Source organism: Franconibacter daqui (genome assembly GCF_014644275.1).
In the GTDB taxonomy this organism is placed as follows: Bacteria; Pseudomonadota; Gammaproteobacteria; order Enterobacterales; family Enterobacteriaceae; genus Franconibacter; species Franconibacter pulveris.
This window is the reverse complement of record NZ_BMKJ01000005.1, coordinates 336,672-357,934: the sequence shown is the minus strand read 5'-3', so window position 1 is coordinate 357,934 and position 21,263 is coordinate 336,672. Positions and strand designations below refer to the sequence as shown.

Below are 21,263 nucleotides of genomic sequence, written 5' to 3'. Positions count from 1 at the left end.
CACCTCCACGCTCCAGCTGCCGTCCGCCTGCACCGTGGCGCTGTAAGTGATGCCGTTCAGCGTCAGCGTCACGGTCCGCCCCGCCTCCACGTTGGTGGTGACGCCGCTCAGGAGCAGCGGCGAAGCGACTTCCGCCGCGTTCAGGTAGCCGTCGCCGGAGAGCGGCGCGATGGTGAGCGTCGGCAGGGTCGCGGCGGCGGCATCGAGGGTCACGCTGCGCGGTACGGTCGTGCTGTTGCCCGCCATGTCGGTCAGGCTGGCGTTTATCGTATAAGGTCCGTCGGCAAGCGCCGCCAGATCCGCCGCCGGAATGGTGGTGCTCCACGTTCCGTCCGCCTGCACCGTGGCGCTGTAGTTCACGCCGTTCAGCGTCACGGTAACGGTTTGCCCGACGTCGGTGTCCGAGGCCGTGCCGCTCACCGCCACGCCTGCGCCCGCTTCGGCGGCATTAATAATGTCGTCTGTGGCGACAGCATCGATCGTCAGACTGATCGTGGTATCGACGATAAACTCGCCCGTCGCGCTGCTCGGGTTGCCGCTGGCATCGCTGACCTGCCCAGTCACAGCGTATAAGCCTGGCCCCAGCGCGCTGATAATGGTCGCTGGCACCTCCACGCTCCAGGTCCCATCCGCGCCGACTACCGCGCTCAGGCTGTTACCCGCAAAATCGAGCGTGACCGTCTGTCCTTCCTCAACGTTCGTTGCCGTGCCGCTGAGCGTCAGCGGCTGGCTGATTTCGCTGCCGTTAATGTAGTTATCGCCAGAAACGGCGTTGATAAACAGTACGGGCAACGTCGCGGCGGCGGCGTCGAGGGTCACGCTGCGCGGTACGGTCGTGCTGTTGCCCGCCGCGTCGGTGAGGCTGGCGTTCAGGGTGTACGCGCCATCCGCAAGCACCGCCAGATCCGCCGCCGGAATGGTGGTGCTCCACGTTCCGTCCGCCTGCACCGTGGCGCTGTAAATCACGCCGTTCAGCGCAAGGGTCACCGTCAGCCCGGCGTCCGCCGGGTTTGCCGTACCGCTCACCGCTACGCCCGCCCCCGCCTCGGCGGCGTTGATAATGTCGTCGCCCGCCACCGGGTTAACGGTGAGCGTCACCTCGGTGTCCACCGTCAGGTTGTCGTTAAGCTGCGCCGGGTTGCCGGCGATATCGACGGAGGAGACAGTGAACGGCACATTCCCCTGCGCCAGCGCCTGGGCGTCCGCCGCCGGAACCGTGGTGCTCCACGTTCCGTCTGCCTGCACCGTGGCGCTGTAAGTAATGCCGTTCAGCACCACGCTGACCGGCTGGCCGGGCTGAAGGTTGACGCTGGCGCCGCTGAGCGTGACGCCCGCGCCCGCCTCGCTGGCGTTGATGACGTCATCGGCAGTCACCGCATTGACCGTCAGCACCGGCAGGCTGGCGGCATCAGTAATCAGCGTAATGTCGCCGCTCGCCGTCGCCGGGTTACCGGAGGCATCCGTGACGCTGCCCTGCACCGTCTGCAGCCCGTCAGCGATAGTGTCCAGGTCAGCCACCGGCACCTCCACGCTCCAGCTGCCGTCCGCCTGCACCGTGGCGCTGTAAGTGATGCCGTTCAGCGTCAGCGTCACGGTCCGCCCCGCCTCCACGTTGGTGGTGACGCCGCTCAGGAGCAGCGGCGAAGCGGCCTCCGCCGCGTTCAGGTAGCCGTCGCCGGAGAGCGGCGCGATGGTGAGCGTCGGCAGGGTCGCGGCGGCAGCGTCAAGGGTCACGCTGCGCGGTACGGTCGTGCTGTTGCCCGCCGCGTCGGTGAGGCTGGCGTTCAGGGTGTACGCGCCGTCGGCAAGTGCCGCCAGATCCGCCGCCGGAATGGTGGTGCTCCACGTTCCGTCCGCCTGCACCGTGGCGCTGTAAATCACACCGTTCAGCGCGACGATAACCGTCAGCCCGGCGTCCGCCGGGTTTGCCGTACCGCTCACCGCCACGCCTGCGCCCGCCTCGGCGGCGTTGATAATGTCGTCGCCCGCCACCGGGTTAACGGTAAGCGTTACCTCGGTGTCCACAAGAAAGCTGCGGGCGGCCACCCCCGGGTTGCCGCTGGTGTCGCTCACTTGCGCTGAGATGGTCTGCTCCCCCTGGCCAAGCGCACTGACAATAGCGGCGGGCACTTCCACGCTCCAGCCGCCGTCGGCTCCTACGACGGCGGTGAACGTAGTGCCAGCCACATTAAGCGTCACAATCTGCCCCGCCTCCACATTGGTGGTCGTGCCGCTTAAGAGCAGCGGCAGGCCCGCCTCGGCGGCGTTAATTATGTTGTCGCCTGAAACCGGGTTAAGCGTGAGCGTGGGCAAGGTTGACGGGTCAGCATCCAGCGTAAAACTATGCGGCACGGTGAGCGTATTGCCGGCAAGGTCGCTGAGCGTTGCATTAATGGTGTAAACGCCATCTGTCAGCCCGGCCAGATCTTCTGCCGGCACGACGGTGCTCCAGGTGCCATCGCTCAGCACGCTGGCGGTGTAGTTCACGCCGTTCAGCGTCAGCGTCACCGTGCGTCCCGCCGCATCCGCCGACGCTGCGCCGCTAATGGTAATGGGGGAGTCGCTTTCCACCGCGTTGATGATGTCATCGCCCGCTACCGGGTTAAAGCTCAGCGACAGTTCGGTATCGACGGTAATTACGTGATTCAGGCTGCTGGCATTGCCCGCCACATCCTGGGTGGCGAGCACTATCTCCATTACCCCTTGCGGCAAACTGGCCAGAGCGGCGTTGGGCACCGTCACGCTCCAGTTGCCGCTGGCGTCCACGGTGGTGTTGTAAACCACGCCGTTAAAGGTGACCGTCACCGGCTGGCCGCTCTCAAGCTCGATGCTGCCGCCGCTGAGAAGAAGGTCGCTCTGACTCTCGGCGGCGTTGAGGATATCGTCGCCGGTAACGGGGTTGATGGTGAGTTCCGGCGGCGTGGTGTCGACCTCAAACTCAGCTTGCGGCGCCGCGCCGAGGTTGCCCGCGCCATCCGCCGCCACCACCGTAATGGAAACCTCGCCATTGTTTAGCTGCTGCAACACGTCAGGCGGCAGCTCCAGCACCCAGTTGCCGTTAGCGTCTACGGTAGCGATATAATTATTTCCGCCTGCCGCCACATCCACCACCAGCTGCCAGCGGCCGTCGCTGCCCAGCAGCGACGAGGTATGCTCGCGCACGTTAAACCCGCCGATATTGACCAGAACCTGCTGGCTGTCGCCAAACGCCCCGGAGGTGCCAGTCAGCAACTGTGGCTGTTGCACCTCGGCGCTGTTAAGCGCGCCGTCGCCAAAGGGCGTGTTCAGCGTGGGCTCAGGCGGCGTCAGCGCCATAGTAATGGTTTCGCTGACCGCGGCGCGGTTGCCTGCGGCATCGGTCGCACTCACGGTTAAAGGATAAAGCCCGTTAGCCATCTCGCTCAGCGTATCGGCCGGTATGGTTACCAGCCAGTTGCCTTCGCCATCCGCCGTAGCGCTCCAGCTCTGGTTGTTATAGCTGACGACAACCTGCGCCCCGGGTTCAGCGGTGCCGGTAACATCAATGGGCAGCCGCGTTTCAACAAGATTGAGCAGGTTATCATTGGTGAGCGCCGTCACCGTCACCGGCGGCGGCAGGGTATCTACCAGCAGCGAGGCGCTGTTGCCCCCGCTGTTGCCAGCGGCGTCGGTTGCGGTCACGCTCACCGCGAGCCCTCCCTGCGCCAGCTGGCTCAGCACCTCTGGCGGCAGCGTTAGCGACCAGCGGCCATCGTTATCTACCGTGGCGGTATAGGTTGTCCCGTTCAGGGAAACGAGCACCGTCTGCCCCGCGCCGCTGACGCCGGTCGAACCGGTGAGCGGCTGCGCCGTCTGGCTCTCCGCCAGGTTTAAAAGGTTATCGCCAAATGCGGTATCGATGGTGGGCGCCGGTAGTGTATGGGTTATCACCAGCAGCGAGCTTTCGGCAGTCACCGTTTTGCCCGATTCATCGGTGGCGCTGACGATTACCGGTAACGTGCCATCGGCCAGTGCCTGCGCATCCTCAGGCGAGATGGTCACTTGCCAGTCGCCATTTTGCTGCACCGGCGCGGTATAGGTTTTATCGCCAAGCGTAATGGTCACCAGCGAACCGGGTTTGAGGTTTGCGCTGGTGCCGCTGATAACGAACCCGCTCGCCGCTTCCGCCGCGTTAAGGGCGTTGTCGCCAGCAATAACGCCAGGGGTGAGCACGCCTGCAGGCGTTGGCGGTTCAGGAGCAGGCGGCTGCGGCGTTGGGTTGCTGTCTCCATCGCCGCCTCCCCCGCCGCCGCCCGAGCCTGCTGCGGCGGCGATGCCGCCAAGCGCGAGCGCGCCCAGGGCGCTGGTCAGGTACGTCATCGTATGGCTGTGAGAGATAAGCAGAGGCTCGATGTTGGGCAGCACCTCAAACTGCGGTGTGACGACGCCCTCGCCTGCGGTCGGAAACGTCGCATGAGCGACTGACGTGCCGTCGTCAAAAACCAGCTCGCTGGTTTGCCCTTGCGCTTCCAGAAAATAGTTTTTACAGATGACCGTAGAGCCATCCTGCAAATGCAGGATCAGGTCGTCGCCCTGTCGCTCATAGCGCACCACACTTTGCGACGTGGCGTGCACGCGAACAATGGAGGGCTGCGTCAACAGCAACGTCCGCGTGCCGCCGCTTTGCAGCGTGCTGATAGTCTGCCCCCCGTCGCGGGCCAGCGTCTCGATGGTTACAGGGGAAGGTTGAACTGCATCACTCACAAAGGTCGCCATAGATCTCTCCTTAAAATCGCACCGGGCCGCCTGGCGCGGTGCGTTATGCCGCTAATTTTTAGTGACGCCAGCACGCGAGCCCGATACGTCCGCAGCCGCTATGCGCGTTTAACTGTTGTGTTCGTAACGGTTGACGTTTTAAGGCTTCCAGTCCTTCAGCGAAGGCAGACTATAGGGTTTGCCGTCGATGTTAACGATGAGCTTGTCGGTGGCGATTTTGCTTATCACCACGTTGCGCGCGAGGCTGTCGCCTTCTTTATAAAAGTGGTTATTGAGCTTCACGCGGCTGTTTACGCCGTCAGATGAATACATGTGCTGTTGATATTTGAGGTAAGGCAGACGCTGGCGCAGCACCGTCTGGTCGTCGTCGCGCGCTTTGTCCGGTTCACGCTCCGCCCGCGGCTGCGATTCGTCCATCGCCCCTGGCGGGACATCAGAGTTGAATTCCCGGCTCTGCTCGCGCAGCGCCATCGCCAGTTTTTCCCGCAGCTTCGCCGCGTCTGCGCCCCCTTCCGGCGGCAGCATCAGCGCGCTTTCCTGGAACAGCGGTTCGCTCTCCGGCGGCGTGTTAAGCGGGTTTTGCAGCGGCGAGCGGGCGAAAAGCGCGTTTTTCAACTCATCAACCTGCGGCTGCGTGGTGGGCAGCGCTTTGGTGGTGTAGACGTAGTGAACCTCAGAAATAAACGTTTCCGGCTGCTCCACTTTCACCACCGGCGCAGGCGGGGGATTGCGAAAATTCCAGTAAAGATGGAGATAACTGCCCCCGACGCCGGCGGCGATAGCGCCAGCGCCAAACGCCAGCAGCGCCAGCGCCAGACGCTTAACGGGACGGCGGCGGCTTAAGCGCACGCGCTGGTTGGTTTGCACGCTCTCATAGGCGGCGGTGAAAATTTCAGACATGGTGGCTCCTCACTGCCTGGTGGTCATAGCGACCGTGGCCTTTTGCAAGGGCAGCGCTTCTGCGAGCGCCGTGCCGGGCGGCTGCGCTGCGGGTTCGCGGTTCTGCACTTTCTGAATGGTGTTTTCGGTTTCTTTATCGCGGATAAGCCCCGGCGATTCGCCAGACAAAATAAGCAGCCGCATTAGCGTGCTTTCGCCAATCTGGCCATCCGCTTTTAACCCCACCTTGCGTTGAAACTCTTTAATGTTGTCGACCAGCGCTTGCGACCAGCCGGGCGCGCTGTTTTTCGGCTTCATCAGCGCCCGGCTGAGCATTTTGTTAAGCCAGTTGATTTCGCTGGCGTCGCTTTTCGCGTCTACTTTGCTGTTGCCCTGCGGGGTAAGGCGATAAAGCAGCACATAGTTGCCGGTGGCGGCGTTTTTGAACCAGTCGCGAGAGACCTGCCAGGTTTTGTTGCCCATCAGCAAGTCCATATCTTGCGGCCCGCTGCGTACCACGCTTGCGTAGCCGATGCGACCGCCCACCTTCAGCTCCGCAATCCACGGATAACCGTTTTTCTCCAGCGTCGAAACAGGGCTCTCCCCTCTCTTGCACTGCAGCTTCGCGCGGTTCGCCTCTTCGCAGAACGCCTCTTCCAGCGGCACGTCATAGCCCCAGACGCGGTAAAGCTGGCGCATGGCGTTAACGGGCTTGTCGAGGGAATCTTCAATTCTGACCAGCGGTTTTTCTTCCGGCGGCGCGGGCCTGTGCGCCCAGGCGGCGGGGAGCGGCAGCAGCGGCGAGGTATGCGGCAGCGTCTGCCAGCCGACGGCGATAAACACCCCCAGCCACAGTGAGCCCGCCAGCAGAGGCAGCGCAACGTTCCGCCGCGGCGCGGTGAGTTCCGCAAGCGCCATTTTTACATGGCGAAATTTCACCTTCCTGCTGCGTTCAGCGAAAGCGGCGAGCAGCGCGTAGTGCGCCACTTGGGCCATTTGTGAAAGCCGTCCCTCGCAGCGTGAAGCGATCCTCATGATTTGCAGCGTGGAAAAGCGCGAAGTGGTGGCCCCGTTCCATAACTGCTGATGATGAAACCAGTCGCGTATTTCCTGATAATTGGGGGGCCGGATAATAATCTGCGAGCGCAGCGGTCCGATGCCTGCCAGACTATTTATTTTTTCTGCCAATAAAGGATTTCCCGCCAGCAATAGCGTTATCTCAACGCCCTGCTCCTGCGCTTTATCCATAACTTTTCGTAAAATGCGCCTGTGCAACGACGTAAGCTCATCCTGTATCTGTAATATCAGCAGTTTTTTTGGCTTTGCATTTTTGTCACGTTTCATTACATCAAGTAAAAACTCGGAAATACGTTTTTCAAACTCCCGAATCTGCAACCCTTTATTGATAACCATCAAGCAGCTTTGCTTATAATTTTGCTGGCGAAGCATTGTAATGAAGGCGGAAATAACCTCATCATCATTACTAAAAAGCCCAACAGCGCCTGGATTATTGCAGGCGTGCGCCAGCATCAACTCCACACCCGCAAAATAATTAATAAAACAGCGCTGCTTAAGATTGTGATAAACCAGTTCTTTGAATGGCGTATCAGTAAAACCGAAATGTGTAAGATACATAATCGTTTTTACCTCGCGAACATTTATTGAAAACGACGAATAACAAAACGCTAAATTAACGCGCTTAATTCATTTTGTTTTCTACAGGCAAAGCCTCCCCCTCCCATTCTCAGAAGAGAAGAACAGCCAGGCCGGGTGATGTTTTGAAAGCGAAACCCCTTGTACCTATAGGAGCAATGAAAAGGTGTGTCAAGAAATGTCACGTCAAATAAAAATTTATAATTATCAAGAAACTATACAAATACGTGATTTATATCACTGGCCGTAACGCCTTTTTTCAGGTTTATTTTTTTGTTAAAAAAGCGCGGCAAACCCCTTATAAACCCAGCCTTAGGCCGCTATTTTTCGTCCTTTTTAGAAAGATCGAAAAAAAAACTGCGCATGTCATTAAAAAAAACTTGCCGTCTCGCCAGACGCGGTTAATTAATCATCAACTTAAACGTTAAGATATCTATTAACCGTCTAAAAAAACACACCTGAAAACTATTTAACCCGCTTATAAAGCCGAATAAAAAACAGTTATACAACGTCTTTTTGTTGTACAAGTTAATTTTTTATCGTGATATTAATAAGCAGAGAAAGTAAAAAAATCCGAAAATTTAATTTCGTTTAAATCAGCAAGATAGCGCGTAAGCGAAGCGAAAGTTAATTTATTAAGTAGACAGCCAAATAAACTTCAGCTAGAAAAATCTTTACATTCAACTTACGCAATGTCACCCATTATGAACGGTAAATTCAGACGAATTACTCTGTTCTGCATGGCGGCGCTTTCCTGCTCTTCGCCCGCCTTTGCAGCTGACTTTAGCGCCAGTTTTAAAAACACTGACATTCATGAATTCATCGATATTGCAGGCCGCAATCTGAATAAAACGATTCTGGTCGACCCTTCAGTTCAGGGAACCATATCCGTGCGCACTTATGATTTATTAACGGAAGAGCAGTATTACCAGTTCTTCCTTAGCGTGCTGGATCTCTACGGTTTTACCGCAATTCCGATGGATAACGGCATGCTGAAAGTGGTGCGCTCGTCAATGGCGAAAACCGCCGGGGTGCCGATTGCCGACAGCCAGAACCCGGGCAAAGGGGATGAAATTATCACTCGCGTCGTGCAGATGGTAAACGTCCCGGTTCGCGATCTGGCGCCGCTGCTTCGTCAGCTTAACGACTCTTCCGGCATCGGCAACGTGGTGAACTACGAGCCTTCGAATGTGCTGCTGCTCACCGGTAAAGCCTCGGTGGTAAACCGACTGGTGGATCTGGTCAGGCGCGTCGACGCCTCCGGGGTACAGCAACGGGAAACGTACACCCTGCGCTACGGCACGGCGAAAGAGATTGCCGATATGCTCAACAACCTCACCAACGAAGAGCAAAAAGGCCAGAGCGCGCCGCAGCTTGCCGCCAAAGTGGTGGCCGATAACCGTACCAACACGCTAATTTTAAGCGGTTCGCAGCAGGCGCGTGACCGCACGCGGCGGCTGATTACGCAGCTTGACCGCTACGAAGTGAGCGAAGGCAAAACCCGCGTCTTCTACCTTAAGTACGCAAACGCCACCAAAATCGCCAACGTGCTGAACGGCATCGGCGACAAGATCCAGGCGGAGAAAGGCAAAGCGGGCGGCGCCAAAGGGCCGGGCTCCCCGGCGGGTGGAGCTACCGGAAACGACTTAAATATCACCGCCGACGATCAGAACAACGCGCTGGTCATCAGCGCCCAGCCGGATGTCATGCAGTCGCTGGAGCAGGTCATCGCCCGTCTTGATATTCGCCGGGCGCAGGTGCTGGTGGAGGCAATTATCGTCGAGGTGCAGAACGGCGAAGGGCTCAACCTTGGCGTGCAGTGGATCCAGAAGCACGGCATCGCCCAGTTCACCGGCACCGGTCTTGGCATTAATCGCGTGCAGATGGGGCTTGATCAGCGCGATCAGGATGGGCGGCTGACGGTCACCAACCCCTTAACCAACGTACTGAACAACTATAACGGCATCGCCACCGGCTTTTTCAACGGCGACTTCGGCGTGCTGCTGACCGCTATCGCCTCCGACAGTAAAAACGACATTCTTTCCACCCCAAGCGTGGTGACGCTCGATAACAAAGAGGCGTCGTTTAACGTCGGCCAGGATGTGCCGGTGCTCTCTGGCTCGCAGGCCAGCACCACCGGCGACAATGTCTTCAACACGGTTGAGCGTAAAACCGTCGGTACCAAGCTGAAGGTAACACCGTTAATCAATGACGATAACTCCGTGCAGTTGAAGATAGAGCAGGAGGTGTCGAGCGTAGACCCCACCTCCAGCAACAGCGCGCTCGGACCGACCTTTAACACCCGTACCATTAGCAACGAAGTGCTGGTGCGCGACGGTCAGACGGTGGTGCTGGGCGGCCTGGTGGAAGACCTCACCACCCAGACGGTGCAAAAAGTGCCGCTGCTTGGCGATATCCCTTTGATTGGCCAACTGTTCCGCTACACCAGCAACACCAAGGGCAAGCGTAATCTGATGGTATTTATCCGCCCGACCGTATTGCGTAACGACACCGATTACCGCACCTCTTCCCGCACCCAATACAACAGCACGCGTGATGCGCAACTTCAGCGGCTGGAAGATCGCAAATTAGGCATTCTGCCGCCAACGGATCCGAAAACGCTGCCGACTTACCCCGACAACGCGCCTGCTACCGTTTCACCCACGGTAACGCCGACGTCGTCCGCGACGCCGCGCGGCCGCAACCCGTTCCGTAACTAGCTTTCTGGGGGAGATATGGAGACGACCAGCAAATCATTCTGCTCTTACGGCTATGCCCGGGAGCACGGGATAGTGATGGCCGATGAGCAGATCTACATCCGCGAGAACACGCCGCTTAGCGCCGTGCTGGAGATGCAGCGCATGATCCACCGCCCTTTCGCGCCGGTCACACTCAGCGCCGAAGCGTTTGATGAAATGCTCTCGCGCATCTGGCAGCAGAGCAGCGGCATGTCGCAGCAAATCATGGAAGACATGGATGCCGACATCGATCTGATGGCGCTTACGGAGGAGATCCCGGATAACGAAGATTTGCTGGAAAACGACGAAAACTCGCCGGTTATTCGCCTGATCAACGCCATTCTTGGCGAAGCAGTAAAAGAGAACGCGTCGGACATTCATATTGAAACCTTTGAGAAAACGTTAAGCATCCGCTTTCGCGTGGACGGCGTATTGCAGTCTATCCTGCAACCGGCGCGCAAGCTCGCCCCGCTGCTGGTATCGCGCATCAAGGTAATGGCGAAGCTGGATATAGCAGAAAAACGTCTGCCGCAGGACGGGCGCATCTCGCTGCGCATCGGCAAACGCGCCATCGACGTGCGCGTCTCCACCATCCCCTCGCAATATGGCGAGCGCGTGGTCATGCGTCTGCTCGATAAATCGAAAATGAAGATGGATTTGAATCAGCTCGGGCTGTCGGAGCAGGACCTGAACTACATGCGCGGGCTTATCGACAAACCGCACGGCATTATTCTTGTCACCGGCCCGACCGGCTCCGGGAAAAGCACCACGCTTTACGCCGTGCTCTCCTCGCTCGACCGCAACCAGCGCAACATTCTGACGGTGGAAGACCCTATCGAATATGAACTGGAAGGGGTCGGCCAGACGCAGGTCAACCCGCGCGTGGATATGACTTTCGCCCGCGGCCTGCGCGCCATTTTGCGCCAGGACCCGGATGTGGTGATGGTGGGGGAAATCCGCGACAGCGAAACGGCGCAAATCGCGGTGCAGGCTTCGCTTACCGGCCACCTGGTGATGTCGACGCTGCATACCAACAGCGCCAGCGGCGCGGTCACCCGCCTGCGCGATATGGGCCTTGAGTCCTTTCTTATCGGTTCATCGCTGCTGGGAGTCGTCGCCCAGCGTCTGGTCCGCCGCCTCTGTCCGCACTGCAAACAAGAAGTGGAACTCACGCCCCAGGAGGCGGAGATGTTCACCTTTTTGCCCAATCCGCCCGAACGCGTCTGGGGGCCAGGCGGATGCGAGAAGTGCCGCAACAGCGGCTATGCAGGCCGCGCCGGCATTCACGAACTGCTGGTGATGGACCCGGAACTGCGGCGCGCCATCAACGACAACCTGGATGAGATGTCCATGGAGCCGATTCTGCGCAAAAGTACCCGCAGCCTGCGCCAGAACGGGCTGCTTAAAGTGGTCCAGGGCATCACGTCGCTTGATGAAGTGATGCGCGTTACCACCACCGGCCAGGGAGATGAAGCGTAATGGCCTGGTATGCGTGGCGAGCCACGGCGCCGAACGGCAAAGCCGAGCGCGGAACGATGCAGGCGGACACGCCGCGCCAGGTGCGCCAGCAACTGCGCGAGCAGGGTTTAACGCCGGTCAGCATTCAGGAGAGCAGCGCGCCCGGTGCAAGCAAAGCGGGCAGCGGCAAGAAGTTTTCCAGCAATTCGCTGGCGCTTTTTACCCGCCAGCTCGCCACCCTGACCAACGCCGCGCTGCCGCTGGAGAGCGCCCTGCGGGTTATCGCCCGCCAGACCGAGGATAAGAAACTCGCCCAGGCGCTCACCCTGATCCATGAAAAGGTAGTGGAAGGCCATTCGCTCTCCGAGGCGCTGGGAGAATATCCGCAGGCGTTCGACAACCTGTACCGCACGCTGGTCACCGCCGGGGAAAAAACCGGCCATCTCGGCGGCGTGCTGGATAAGCTTGCGGATTACAACGAAATTCGCCAGCAGATGAAAAGCAAACTGACTCAGGCGATGGTCTACCCCATCACCCTGACGATCGTGGCTATCACGGTTATCTCCATATTGCTGGTGGCAGTGGTACCGCAGGTGGTGGGCCAGTTTGTGCAGATGAAGCAGACGCTGCCGGTCACCACCCGCACGCTTATCGCCGTGAGCGACTTTTTGCAGGCGTACGGGCTGTTCATCGTGGCGGCGATTGTCGGCTCGCTGGTGGGCTTTCGCTTCTGGCTGAAAAAAGGAGATAACCGGCTGCGCTATCACCGCTGGCAGATCCAGTCTTCGCCCCTGCAGAAGCTCTCCCGGGCGACCAACAGCGCCCGCTATATCCGCACCTTGAGTATCCTGCAGGCCAGCGGCGTGCCGCTGCTGGAGGGGATGATTATCTCGGTGGAGGGGCTTGAGAACCTCTTTGTCCGCCAGCGGCTGATGGAAGCCGCCGACAAAGTGCGCCAGGGGGCGACGCTCAACGCCTCTTTAGAACAGACCCAGCTCTTTCCGCCAATGATGCTTTACATGGTCGCTTCCGGTGAGGAGAGCGGCGAGCTCGGACCGCTGATGGCGCGGGCGGCGGATAACCAGGACAAGGCGCTGCAACACCGCATTACCCTGACGCTCTCTATCTTCGAGCCGGTGCTGGTGGTCTCGATGGCAAGCATCGTGCTTTTTATCGTGATGTCGATTCTGCAACCAATACTGCAACTTAATAACATGGTGGGGTGAGAGAAACGGTATGAACAGAGAAACAGCCAGCCTTCAGACAATGTTCCGCCAGCGCGGCTTCACCCTGCTGGAGATCATGGTGGTCATCGTCATCCTCGGCATTCTCGCCAGCATGGTGGTGCCGAACCTGATGAGCAACAAAGAGCGCGCGGATAAGCAAAAAGCGGTGAGCGACATCATCGCCATGGAAAACGCGCTCGACATGTACAAGCTCGATAACCATCGCTACCCCACCACCGAACAGGGGTTGCAGGCGCTGATAACCAAGCCGGAGCTGTCGCCGGTGCCGGAAAATTATCGCCCGGACGGCTACATCAAACGGCTGCCGCAGGACCCCTGGGGCAACGATTACCTGATAGTCAGCCCCGGCGAGCACGGCCCTATCGACATTTTCTCCGCCGGTCCCGACGCGGAGCCAAACACCCCGGATGACGTTTCCAACTGGACGCTGGATAAGAAGTCCGCTGATGAATCGCAGCAAAAATGATGCGCGCGCGGCAACGGGGCTTCACCCTGCTGGAGGTGATGCTCGCCATCATGATTTTCGCCAGCAGCGCCCTGCTGGTGGTGATGACCCTGCCGGAGCGCAGCGGGCCTGGCATCTTCGGCCAGCAGTTTAAAACGCTGCTGGAGTATGCCTCCACCCGCGCGGTTATGGAGGGGAACGTGATTGGCATGGTGATAACCGACCGCGAGTTCCGGCTGGTTGTGCTTAACGCCAGCGAGGCGTCGGCGGAACAGCCCGCGGCGTGGAAGCCGCTTGATGCCGGACGCGTTACCACCCGGGGCGATTTTCCGGAAGAGTTGCGCGTGTCGCTTGCGCCGCAAAGGCTCGCGGAGTCGCTGGTATCGCCGCCGCAGATCCTCTTTTTGCCGGATGGGGAGAGCAGCGTTTTTACCCTCACCCTGAGCGCGACCGGCGATCAGCAGAGTTTTGATGTGATTTCAAAAGGGGCGATGCCGGTAACGCTGGCATTAAGGAATGAACATGGCACACCGTGAAACGGGCATGACGCTGCTGGAGGTAATGGTCGCGCTGGCCATTTTCTCTACCGCCGCGCTGGCGCTGATGAACACCATCAGCGTGAGCAGCAATTACACCGGGCGGCTTGGCGACGTGCTGCGCGCAAGCTGGGTGGCGGAGAACGTCATTGCTGAAGCCCACCTTGCCAGCAACCGTTTTAGCGAGCAGCCGCAGGAGGGGACGGTGAAAATGGGCGGACAAATGTGGCTGTGGCGCACGCAGGCGGTAAAAGACGCCGACGGCGCCAGCAAAAACCAGGTCACGGTTTATATCCCGGAGGAGAAAACGCGCCCGCTGGCGACGTTAACGGACGCCTCCGTCTGGAGCAGCGATGAATAGCCGCCTGCGCCTGCAACAGGGTTTCACCCTGCTGGAAGTGATGATCGCCCTGATGGTGTTCGCGCTTATCAGCATGATGGCCTGGCAGATTATCCATGGCGCGATGGAGAACTCGGCGTTCACCGATAAACAGACGGCGAACCTGAGCCAGCTGCAGCTGACCTGGAGCCGCCTTGAGCGCGACCTCACCCAGATGCTGCCGCGCGCCGTCAACGGCGATGACCAGGCGCTGCGTCTTAGCGAAAACGCGCTCTCCTTTACTACCCAGGACGGGCTGGCGAGCTTTGGCAGGCCGCAGGAGCCGGATATTTTGCGCGTCACCTGGCGGCTGAAAGACAACACGCTGTGGCGCGAGGTCGCGCCGGCGCTCGACTTAGCCAGCCCCGTCGAAGGGGTGCAGGTGCCGGTGCTGGAGCATGTGAAAAGCGGGCAATGGCGCTTTTTCGCCGAGGGCTGGCGTAGTGACTGGACCTCGAAAACCGCCATTCCGCAGGGCGTGGAGTTGACCGTCACGCTGGAAAATAACGAAGAGTGGCGCTGGGTGTTTGTCGTCACCGACGGCTGGCCGATAACGACCGAGGCGGCAGGCGCGCAAGGGGATACGCCGACAGAGCCTGCGCAGGATCCGAACGCCAGCCCGCAGGAAACTCAACAGCCAGATGCCGCGGGCAACGCGCCCGCTCAACCCACCACCAACACAGGAGCGCAACCATGAAGCTGAGAAGCGACCGGCGCCAGCGCGGCGTGGCGCTGCTGGTAGTGCTGATCCTGCTGGTGTTGATGTCGGTAATGGCGGCGAAAATCAGCCAACAATTTAGCGGCAATCTGCAGCGCATTCAGTATCAGCTGAGCCAACAGCAGCTGCGCTGGGCCATCCTCGGCGCGGATAAACAGGTGCTGAACGCACTGGCGAAAGATATCGCCGACCCGCAAAAAGCGGGCTCCATCCAGCAGCTTTGGAAAGAGCCGCTGGAACGTATCGACGGCGAAGTGACGCTGAAGAGCGAACTGGTGGACGGACAAAACTGCTTTAACGTGAATTCGCTGCTGGCGACCGATAGCGCCGCGCCCGCCGCCAGCGCCGCTGGCGAAGCGTCCGGCGCGCCGAACGATGCGGGGGCGCTAACGCCCGAAGCGCAGCAGGCGAAAATCGTGCAGTCCCTGCTCACCAGCGCCGGCATTAACCCGGCGAGCGCGGAGACGGTTTATCAACAGCTGGAGGATTACCTGGGTGTGGAGAACAGCGCCCCGAACGCCGCGCCGCGGGATTTCGCTCCGGCCTACGCCGCGCGCAAGCCGCCCCGCGTTCCGGCGCGCCAGATGATGTTTTCCATCAGCGAGCTGAAGCTGTTGCCCGATTTTCCGCTGACCTATTACGCGAAAGTCAAAACGCTGCTCTGCGCGCTGCCCGCCACCAAAACGGCGATTAACGTCAATACGCTGACGCGCGACGAAGCCCCTCTGCTTTCGGCGCTCTTTTTCGGCAGCCTGACGGCGGAAGATGTGATGCGCCTTATCGACCAGCGCCCGGAAGCGGGCTGGGAGTCGCTCGAGGCGTTTAAGACACAGCTTGAACAGCAGTTTCCGGTGAAGAGCCAGGCGGCGAGCCTTGATAAGTACCTCACCTTAAACAGCCAGTTTTACACCCTGTATCACACGGGGAACACAGAGGCGTTAACGCTTCGCAGCGCGGACGCCCTTTATGTCGATACCGCCTCGGGCAACCAGCTGCTCTGGTCCCGCCGCTATCGCCTCGTCGATTAAAAGGAATGCGCTGATGAAAAACGCATTAATAATAAGAGCGGGCTCCAACCCTGAACAGGCCGTCTGGTGGTGGCCTATGGGCACGGCGGACGAACCCGCTAAGCTTGCAGGCTGGGCGCAGCTTAGCGAACTGGCGTCCCATCCGCTGGCGAACGCGGTCTGCTTGCTTATTCCGGCAAGCGAGGTGGTGTTTCGCGACTTTACGTTGACAAAAAAAGGCCCGTTCGCCCAGCTGCCGCAGTTTAGCTGGCTGGCGGAAGAGTCGCTGATGGGCGACGTGGAAGACCTGCACTGGACGGTGGTGCGTAAAGTGGGCAATGAAGTCACCGCGGCGGCTATCAACGCCACCCTGCTCCAGCAAATGCTGGATGCCTGCCATGACGCCGGTTTGCAGGTAGTGAAAGCCGTGCCAGACGCCCTGCTGCTGCCCTTTAATCCCGATGGCGCAACCTTTGCTTCGCTGGAAGAGGAGTGGTGGATCCGCCCGGGCGAGGCGCAAGCGACGGTGGTCAGCGACACGCTGTTGCCCGCCGTCATGGCGCGCCTTGGCGAGGGAAATCACCAGTGCTACGGCGAGATGATCCCCGCCTGGCGCGACTCGGTAGAGCCGCAGCCCTGGCAGCACCCGCTGCGCCTTATCGTCCCGGAATTGCGGGCGAAAAAATTTAACCTGCTGCACGGCGCGTTCAGCCAGCAGGCGGATATTAAAGAAGAGGTGCGCCGCTGGCGCAAACCGCTTATCGGCGCGGTGGTCCTCGCGCTGCTGTTAAGCCTGCTGCCGCAGCTTGCCAACTTATGGCAGATAAAAACGCAGCAAAAAGCGGCGGAAGCGAGCGTGCAGGCGCTGTTCAAGGCTTATTTTCCCCAGTCGTCCTTTACCAGTAATTTGAAGTATCACTTCACACAGCAACTTAAAACGCCGCAGCACGATTTCTTTCAGCATATTGCGCAGCTGGATCAGATAAAAAGCGCGTTTAACGACATCGAACTGGGCGTGGTGCGCTATGACGCCGCGCAGAGCGCCTTTACTCTGAACGTGACCGCCCCCGGCAAGGCGCGCGTCGAGGCTTTCGTCAACCAGGCGAAACCCGCTTTCGCCTTCGCCATTACTGAAGAAAAAAGCGCGGCGGCGGGCAAACCGTTCTCCGCCGTACTGAAAGGGGAGGCGGTGAAAAAATGAAGCAGAAACTTATCGCCTGGTTTAGCGCGCGCAACGCGCGCGAGAGAACCCTGGTGCTGCTGATGGGCTTCGCCCTGCTGTGGCTCATCCTGTGGTACGGGGTCTGGCTGCCGCTGCAAAACGCCATCGACGAGGGCAAAGCGGCCATCAATCGCGCCCGCGATACCCAGACCTGGATGCTAACTCAGGCGCAGCAGCACGACCTGCGGGTGCGCCGGGCGCTGGTTGAAAACCCCCAGCAGGCGTTGACCGAAAGCCTGAAGGCAAACAAGCTCGCGCCGAGCCAGCTCGCCATTCAGGGACAAAAAGCGACGCTTACGCTTGAGCCTGTCGCCTTCGCCGCGCTCTTTCAGTGGTATGTCGCGCTTAATCGCGCAAGCGGCATTCAGCTTGAGTCGATTACCCTGACGCCGCTTGCGAAAAACGACAACGCGCTAAAGGTAGAGATGACGCTGTTCTGGGGGAAAGGCTCATGAGTACGCCGCAGCAACTCTTCTTCCTGATGCGCGAAGAGTACACCCTGCTTTTTTATATGCAGTGCCTGTTGCTGGGGGCGATTGTTGGCAGTTTTCTCGGCATGGTGATTTCGCGAGGGCCGCGGCTTGCGCAAGCGGACAGCGCGGTGCTGTATCACCTGAGCTTTCCCGCTTCCCACTGCCACCACTGCCATCATTCATTGAGCTGGTGGGAAAATATTCCGGTGGTGAGCTGGTTTATTTTGCACGGACAGTGCCATCACTGCGGCGAGCCTATTCCGCGCTGGCTGCCCGGCGTGGAAATAAGCTGCGGGTTGCTCTTTGTTTTAATGGCGATGGTATTTCACCACCCTGGCGATATTATGGCCGGATGGTTATTGGTGAGCTTCCTGATTATTTTAAGCGTGCTTGACTGGCAATATTTATTATTGCCCGACTGCTTCACCCTGCCGCTATTATGGCTCGGCTTATTGTTTAATACCTTTTCCGACAGCGTCGCGCTGCATGACGCTATTCTCGGCGCGGCGGCAGGTTACGGATTTTTATGGGCGCTTTACTGGTTTTTTCGCTTAGCGATGAACAAAGAGGCGCTGGGCTATGGCGACTTCAAGCTGCTGGCGGCGCTTGGCGCCTGGCTGGGCTGGCAGTCGCTGCCTTACATCTGCCTGATAGCAAGCTGCATCGGGTTGCTGTTCGCGGCGAAAGAGAGACGGCTTAATACCGCACTGCCCTTTCCTTTCGGCAGTTATTTAAGTTTCGCCGGACTGTGGGTTTTTATCTGTTATCACTACGGCGGGTAATAACGCTTCGACTTATTACGGCTTTATTACGACATGGGCCACGAACCTTGTCTTAATAATGCCTCACCATCTTTATATTAAGGAGGCCAGGCACCACTAAATTAAGAACTTCCGTTTTATAGCATTTATCAGGCAAGTCGTTAGGATGCATGCTTTTTCTGAATCCCTCAGAAAATGGCAGGCCGGTAACTTATCTGAATATGGGGCTTACTAATGAAACGAATGAAGTTAACTCTGCTGGCGATGGCTATCGCTTCCGTCACCGGGCCTGCCTGGGCGGCTTTACCCAGCAAGCCGGTCATCAGCAGCGGTACGGATAAATTCGCCCTGGTGGAGGTGGACCAGTCCGCCACCGCCTATAACCAGTTGGTCAAGCGAAACGACTCGGTCAACGTGGTTATTGAATGGAATATCTGGAGCGGCGATACCGGCACCAGCGCGAAAGTGCTGATGAACGGTAAGCAGGTGTGGAGCGGCGCAGCCGGCGCCAGCGGCAGAGCCTCCTTTGCGGTAAACAAAGGCGGACGTTACCAGACGCAGGTTGAAGTCTGTAACGCCAGCGGCTGCACGAAGAGCGACAGCAAGCTGATTCTCGTGGCGGACACCGACGGCAGCCACCTGACGCCGCTCGTCGCCACGCCGGGTGAGAAGAACAAAAAATACTCGACTCACCCCAATAAGATAGTCGGCGCCTATTTCCCGGAATGGGGGGTCTATGACCGCAACTATCCCGTGGACAAAATTCCGGCGGATAACCTGACCCACCTGCTGTACGGCTTTATCCCGATTTGCGGCGGCGACGGGATTAACGACAGCCTGAAATCTATCAGCAACAGCTTCGAAGCGCTGCAGCGTTCCTGCTCCGGGCGTCAGGATTTCCAGGTTTCGATTCATGACCCCTGGGCGGCTATTCAGAAGCCGCAAAAAGGCGTCACCGCCTGGGACGACCCCTACAAAGGCAACTTCGGTCAGTTGATGGCGCTGAAACTCGCCCATCCTAACCTGAAAGTCTTGCCTTCCATCGGGGGGTGGACGCTTTCCGACCCGTTCTTCTTCCTGAGCGATAAAACCAAGCGCGATCGCTTTGTCGCCTCCGTCAGAGAGTTCCTGCTGACCTGGAAATTCTTTGATGGTGTGGATATCGACTGGGAATTCCCGGGCGGCGGCGGGGAAAACCCCAACCTTGGCGGGCCACAGGATAAAGAGACTTACACAGCACTGATGCGCGAACTGCGCACCATGCTTAACGGTCTGACGTCGCAAACCGGCAAAACGTATATGCTCACCTCTGCAATCGGGGTGGGTAACGACAAGATTGCCAATGTCGATTACCGTACCGCCAGCCAGTATCTCGATAACATCTTCATGATGAGCTACGACTTCTACGGCGCCTGGAGCATGACCGACCGCGGTCATCAGACAGCGATATATGCGCCGTCGTGGAAGCCGGATACGCAGTACACCGCCGATAACGGCCTGAAACTGCTGCTCGACCAGGGCGTGGACCCGAAAAAACTGGTGCTGGGCGTGGCGATGTATGGCCGCGGCTGGACCGGCGTTTCCGGCTACACCAACAACAACCCGTTCACCGGCGGCACCGCAACCGGCGCAGTGAAAGGGACCTGGGAAGCGGGTGTCGTGGATTATCGCCAGATTGCTAATGAATACCGTAATGGCTCAGGCTGGGAGTATAACTACGATGCGACTGCCGAAGCGCCTTACCTGTTCAAAAAATCAACCGGCGATTTGATTACCTATGACGACGCCCGTTCCGTGGCCGCGAAGGGTAAATATGCCCTGAGCAAAGGCCTGGGCGGCCTGTTTGCCTGGGAAATTGACGCCGACAACGGCGATATCCTCAACGCAATGCAGGAAAGCCTGATGAGCAGCGGCAGCGGCGGCGGAACGCCAACCCCGGCCAACCAGCCGCCGGTAGCCAGCGCTACCGACCAGCAGGTGACTGGCCCGGCGCAGGTTACGCTTGACGGTTCTGCATCACACGATCCGGAAGGCGGCGCGCTCACCTATCTGTGGAGCCAGACTTCCGGCACGACCGTGACGCTTAACAATAAGAACACGGCCACAGCGACCTTTAACGCCCCTGCCACCACCACTGACAAGACGTATGGCTTCCAGCTTAAAGTCACTGACAGCGGCGGCCTGAGCAGCACCGCCAATATTCAGGTGCTGGATAAGGCGCCTGCGCCAAACCATGCGCCAACGGTGAATGCGTTTGAGGCTGTCACGCTTCAGGCGGGCCAGCAGTTGAACCTCCATGCTCAGGCGCTGGACGAGGACAACGATCCGCTGACTTACCAGTGGACCGTACCGTCTGAGTTTGCGCCGGAAGGCAACAATACGGCGGATCTGAGCATTACCGCGCCGGATGTGACTGCCAACCAGTCGTTTAACATCTCGGTTAACGTCAGCGACGGTAAGACCAGCACTCAGCAGTCGGTCAGCATTACCGTTACACCGCGCCAGAACGATGAAGAGCCGTTGCCATCGCCGGATCCGACCCCGGGCCCGTCGCCAGAACCGACACCTGAACCGGAACCGACCCCGGATGACGGTACAGGCACCGGCGGCACCGGAGGCTCCGGCGGCAGTTGCGCTACCCCAACCGACCCGAACGCCAGCAAGTACCCGGCCTGGTCTGCCAGCAAGGTGTATAACGGCGGCGAAACGGTCAGCTACAACAACCTGGTCTGGAAAGCTAAATACTGGACGCAGAACAACGCACCGGGCTTTGACGCCGACCAGTGGCAGCTGGTTAGCCAGGTGAAAATGTCCTGGCGGGCAGATGTGGTTTACAACGGCGGCGAGACCACCGACTACGCCGGTTCGCAGTGGCGTGCTAAGTGGTGGACCAAAGGGGACGAACCCGGCAAAGCTGATGTCTGGGTGAAAACAGGGACGTCGGAGTGTCAGTAACCTGCCAGCCGGGCGTGTTGCGCCACGAAGCACACGCCTGAACGTTGGCACGCCGGCG

Annotated in this window: 15 protein-coding genes; 12 read left to right on the top strand and 3 right to left on the bottom strand. The window is 59.1% G+C overall.

The genetic code is table 11. The annotated features are described in order from the left end of the window. The 3 genes from IEX01_RS17285 to IEX01_RS17275 all read right to left on the bottom strand — a co-directional run. On the bottom strand, positions 1-4,734 hold a 4,734-nt coding region (locus tag IEX01_RS17285; RefSeq protein WP_188724239.1), incomplete at its 3' end, for an Ig-like domain-containing protein. Between the two features lie 138 nt (positions 4,735-4,872). After that, positions 4,873-5,634 (bottom strand): type II secretion system protein GspB, cryptic system variant, encoded by a 762-nt coding sequence (locus tag IEX01_RS17280; RefSeq protein WP_188724238.1) that lies wholly within the window; start codon positions 5,632-5,634, stop codon positions 4,873-4,875. A gap of 9 nt (positions 5,635-5,643) precedes the next feature. After that, on the bottom strand, positions 5,644-6,861 hold the full coding sequence (locus tag IEX01_RS17275) for a peptidoglycan-binding domain-containing protein (RefSeq protein ID WP_188724237.1): 1,218 nt from the start codon (positions 6,859-6,861) through the stop codon (positions 5,644-5,646). Between the two features lie 1,109 nt (positions 6,862-7,970). On the opposite strand from IEX01_RS17275, the gene gspD reads away from it, so the two are divergent. The 12 genes from gspD to IEX01_RS17215 all read left to right on the top strand — a co-directional run bounded on the left by gspD (position 7,971) and on the right by IEX01_RS17215 (position 21,205). Continuing rightward, positions 7,971-9,986: a type II secretion system secretin GspD gene (gspD, locus tag IEX01_RS17270; RefSeq protein WP_188724236.1), complete on the top strand. Its 2,016-nt coding sequence runs from the start codon at positions 7,971-7,973 to the stop codon at positions 9,984-9,986. Positions 9,987-10,001: 15 nt separating this feature from the next. Next, positions 10,002-11,483 (top strand): type II secretion system ATPase GspE, encoded by a 1,482-nt coding sequence (gene gspE / locus IEX01_RS17265; RefSeq protein ID WP_188724235.1) that lies wholly within the window; start codon positions 10,002-10,004, stop codon positions 11,481-11,483. Then, a complete protein-coding gene (gene gspF, locus IEX01_RS17260) occupies positions 11,483-12,688 on the top strand; it encodes a type II secretion system inner membrane protein GspF (RefSeq protein ID WP_024561811.1) in 1,206 nt (401 codons plus the stop codon). Before gspE ends, gspF begins: the two co-directional genes overlap by 1 nt. 10 nt (positions 12,689-12,698) lie before the next feature. After that, positions 12,699-13,175: a type II secretion system major pseudopilin GspG gene (gene gspG, locus IEX01_RS17255; protein ID WP_024556271.1), complete on the top strand. Its 477-nt coding sequence runs from the start codon at positions 12,699-12,701 to the stop codon at positions 13,173-13,175. Beyond that, positions 13,175-13,690 carry a type II secretion system minor pseudopilin GspH gene (gene gspH, locus IEX01_RS17250; RefSeq protein WP_024556270.1) on the top strand — a complete coding sequence of 172 codons (516 nt, stop codon included), beginning with the start codon at positions 13,175-13,177 and terminating at the stop codon, positions 13,688-13,690. The genes gspG and gspH overlap by 1 nt, the downstream gene beginning before the upstream one ends. Continuing rightward, positions 13,677-14,051 carry a type II secretion system minor pseudopilin GspI gene (gene gspI / locus IEX01_RS17245; RefSeq protein ID WP_024556269.1) on the top strand — a complete coding sequence of 125 codons (375 nt, stop codon included), beginning with the start codon at positions 13,677-13,679 and terminating at the stop codon, positions 14,049-14,051. Before gspH ends, gspI begins: the two co-directional genes overlap by 14 nt. Next, positions 14,044-14,766: a type II secretion system minor pseudopilin GspJ gene (gene gspJ / locus IEX01_RS17240; RefSeq protein ID WP_024561810.1), complete on the top strand. Its 723-nt coding sequence runs from the start codon at positions 14,044-14,046 to the stop codon at positions 14,764-14,766. Before gspI ends, gspJ begins: the two co-directional genes overlap by 8 nt. Further along, a complete protein-coding gene (gene gspK / locus IEX01_RS17235) occupies positions 14,763-15,815 on the top strand; it encodes a type II secretion system minor pseudopilin GspK (RefSeq protein WP_028020005.1) in 1,053 nt (350 codons plus the stop codon). The genes gspJ and gspK overlap by 4 nt, the downstream gene beginning before the upstream one ends. Positions 15,816-15,828: 13 nt before the next feature. Further along, positions 15,829-16,995 (top strand): type II secretion system protein GspL, encoded by a 1,167-nt coding sequence (gspL, locus tag IEX01_RS17230; RefSeq protein WP_188724234.1) that lies wholly within the window; start codon positions 15,829-15,831, stop codon positions 16,993-16,995. Further along, complete coding sequence (locus IEX01_RS17225; RefSeq protein WP_028020006.1) at positions 16,992-17,471, top strand: type II secretion system protein M; 480 nt, start codon at positions 16,992-16,994, stop codon at positions 17,469-17,471. The genes gspL and IEX01_RS17225 overlap by 4 nt, the downstream gene beginning before the upstream one ends. Continuing rightward, positions 17,468-18,271 (top strand): prepilin peptidase, encoded by an 804-nt coding sequence (locus IEX01_RS21760; protein WP_281732752.1) that lies wholly within the window; start codon positions 17,468-17,470, stop codon positions 18,269-18,271. The genes IEX01_RS17225 and IEX01_RS21760 overlap by 4 nt, the downstream gene beginning before the upstream one ends. Positions 18,272-18,484: 213 nt before the next feature. Beyond that, a complete protein-coding gene (locus IEX01_RS17215) occupies positions 18,485-21,205 on the top strand; it encodes a glycosyl hydrolase family 18 protein (protein ID WP_188724233.1) in 2,721 nt (906 codons plus the stop codon). Positions 21,206-21,263: the final 58 nt, after the last annotated feature.

Bases quoted from the DNA above. Each gene is read 5' to 3' on its own strand.
- IEX01_RS17280 (WP_188724238.1), bottom strand. From the start codon at position 5,634: ATGTCTGAAATTTTCACCGCCGCCTATGAGAGCGTGCAAACCAACCAG.
- IEX01_RS17275 (WP_188724237.1), bottom strand. From the start codon at position 6,861: ATGGATAAAGCGCAGGAGCAGGGCGTTGAGATAACGCTATTGCTGGCG.
- gspD (WP_188724236.1), top strand. From the start codon at position 7,971: ATGAACGGTAAATTCAGACGAATTACTCTGTTCTGCATGGCGGCGCTT.
- gspE (WP_188724235.1), top strand. From the start codon at position 10,002: ATGGAGACGACCAGCAAATCATTCTGCTCTTACGGCTATGCCCGGGAG.
- gspF (WP_024561811.1), top strand. From the start codon at position 11,483: ATGGCCTGGTATGCGTGGCGAGCCACGGCGCCGAACGGCAAAGCCGAG.
- gspG (WP_024556271.1), top strand. From the start codon at position 12,699: ATGAACAGAGAAACAGCCAGCCTTCAGACAATGTTCCGCCAGCGCGGC.
- gspH (WP_024556270.1), top strand. From the start codon at position 13,175: ATGCGCGCGCGGCAACGGGGCTTCACCCTGCTGGAGGTGATGCTCGCC.
- gspI (WP_024556269.1), top strand. From the start codon at position 13,677: ATGGCACACCGTGAAACGGGCATGACGCTGCTGGAGGTAATGGTCGCG.
- gspJ (WP_024561810.1), top strand. From the start codon at position 14,044: ATGAATAGCCGCCTGCGCCTGCAACAGGGTTTCACCCTGCTGGAAGTG.
- gspK (WP_028020005.1), top strand. From the start codon at position 14,763: ATGAAGCTGAGAAGCGACCGGCGCCAGCGCGGCGTGGCGCTGCTGGTA.
- gspL (WP_188724234.1), top strand. From the start codon at position 15,829: ATGAAAAACGCATTAATAATAAGAGCGGGCTCCAACCCTGAACAGGCC.
- IEX01_RS17225 (WP_028020006.1), top strand. From the start codon at position 16,992: ATGAAGCAGAAACTTATCGCCTGGTTTAGCGCGCGCAACGCGCGCGAG.
- IEX01_RS21760 (WP_281732752.1), top strand. From the start codon at position 17,468: ATGAGTACGCCGCAGCAACTCTTCTTCCTGATGCGCGAAGAGTACACC.
- IEX01_RS17215 (WP_188724233.1), top strand. From the start codon at position 18,485: ATGAAACGAATGAAGTTAACTCTGCTGGCGATGGCTATCGCTTCCGTC.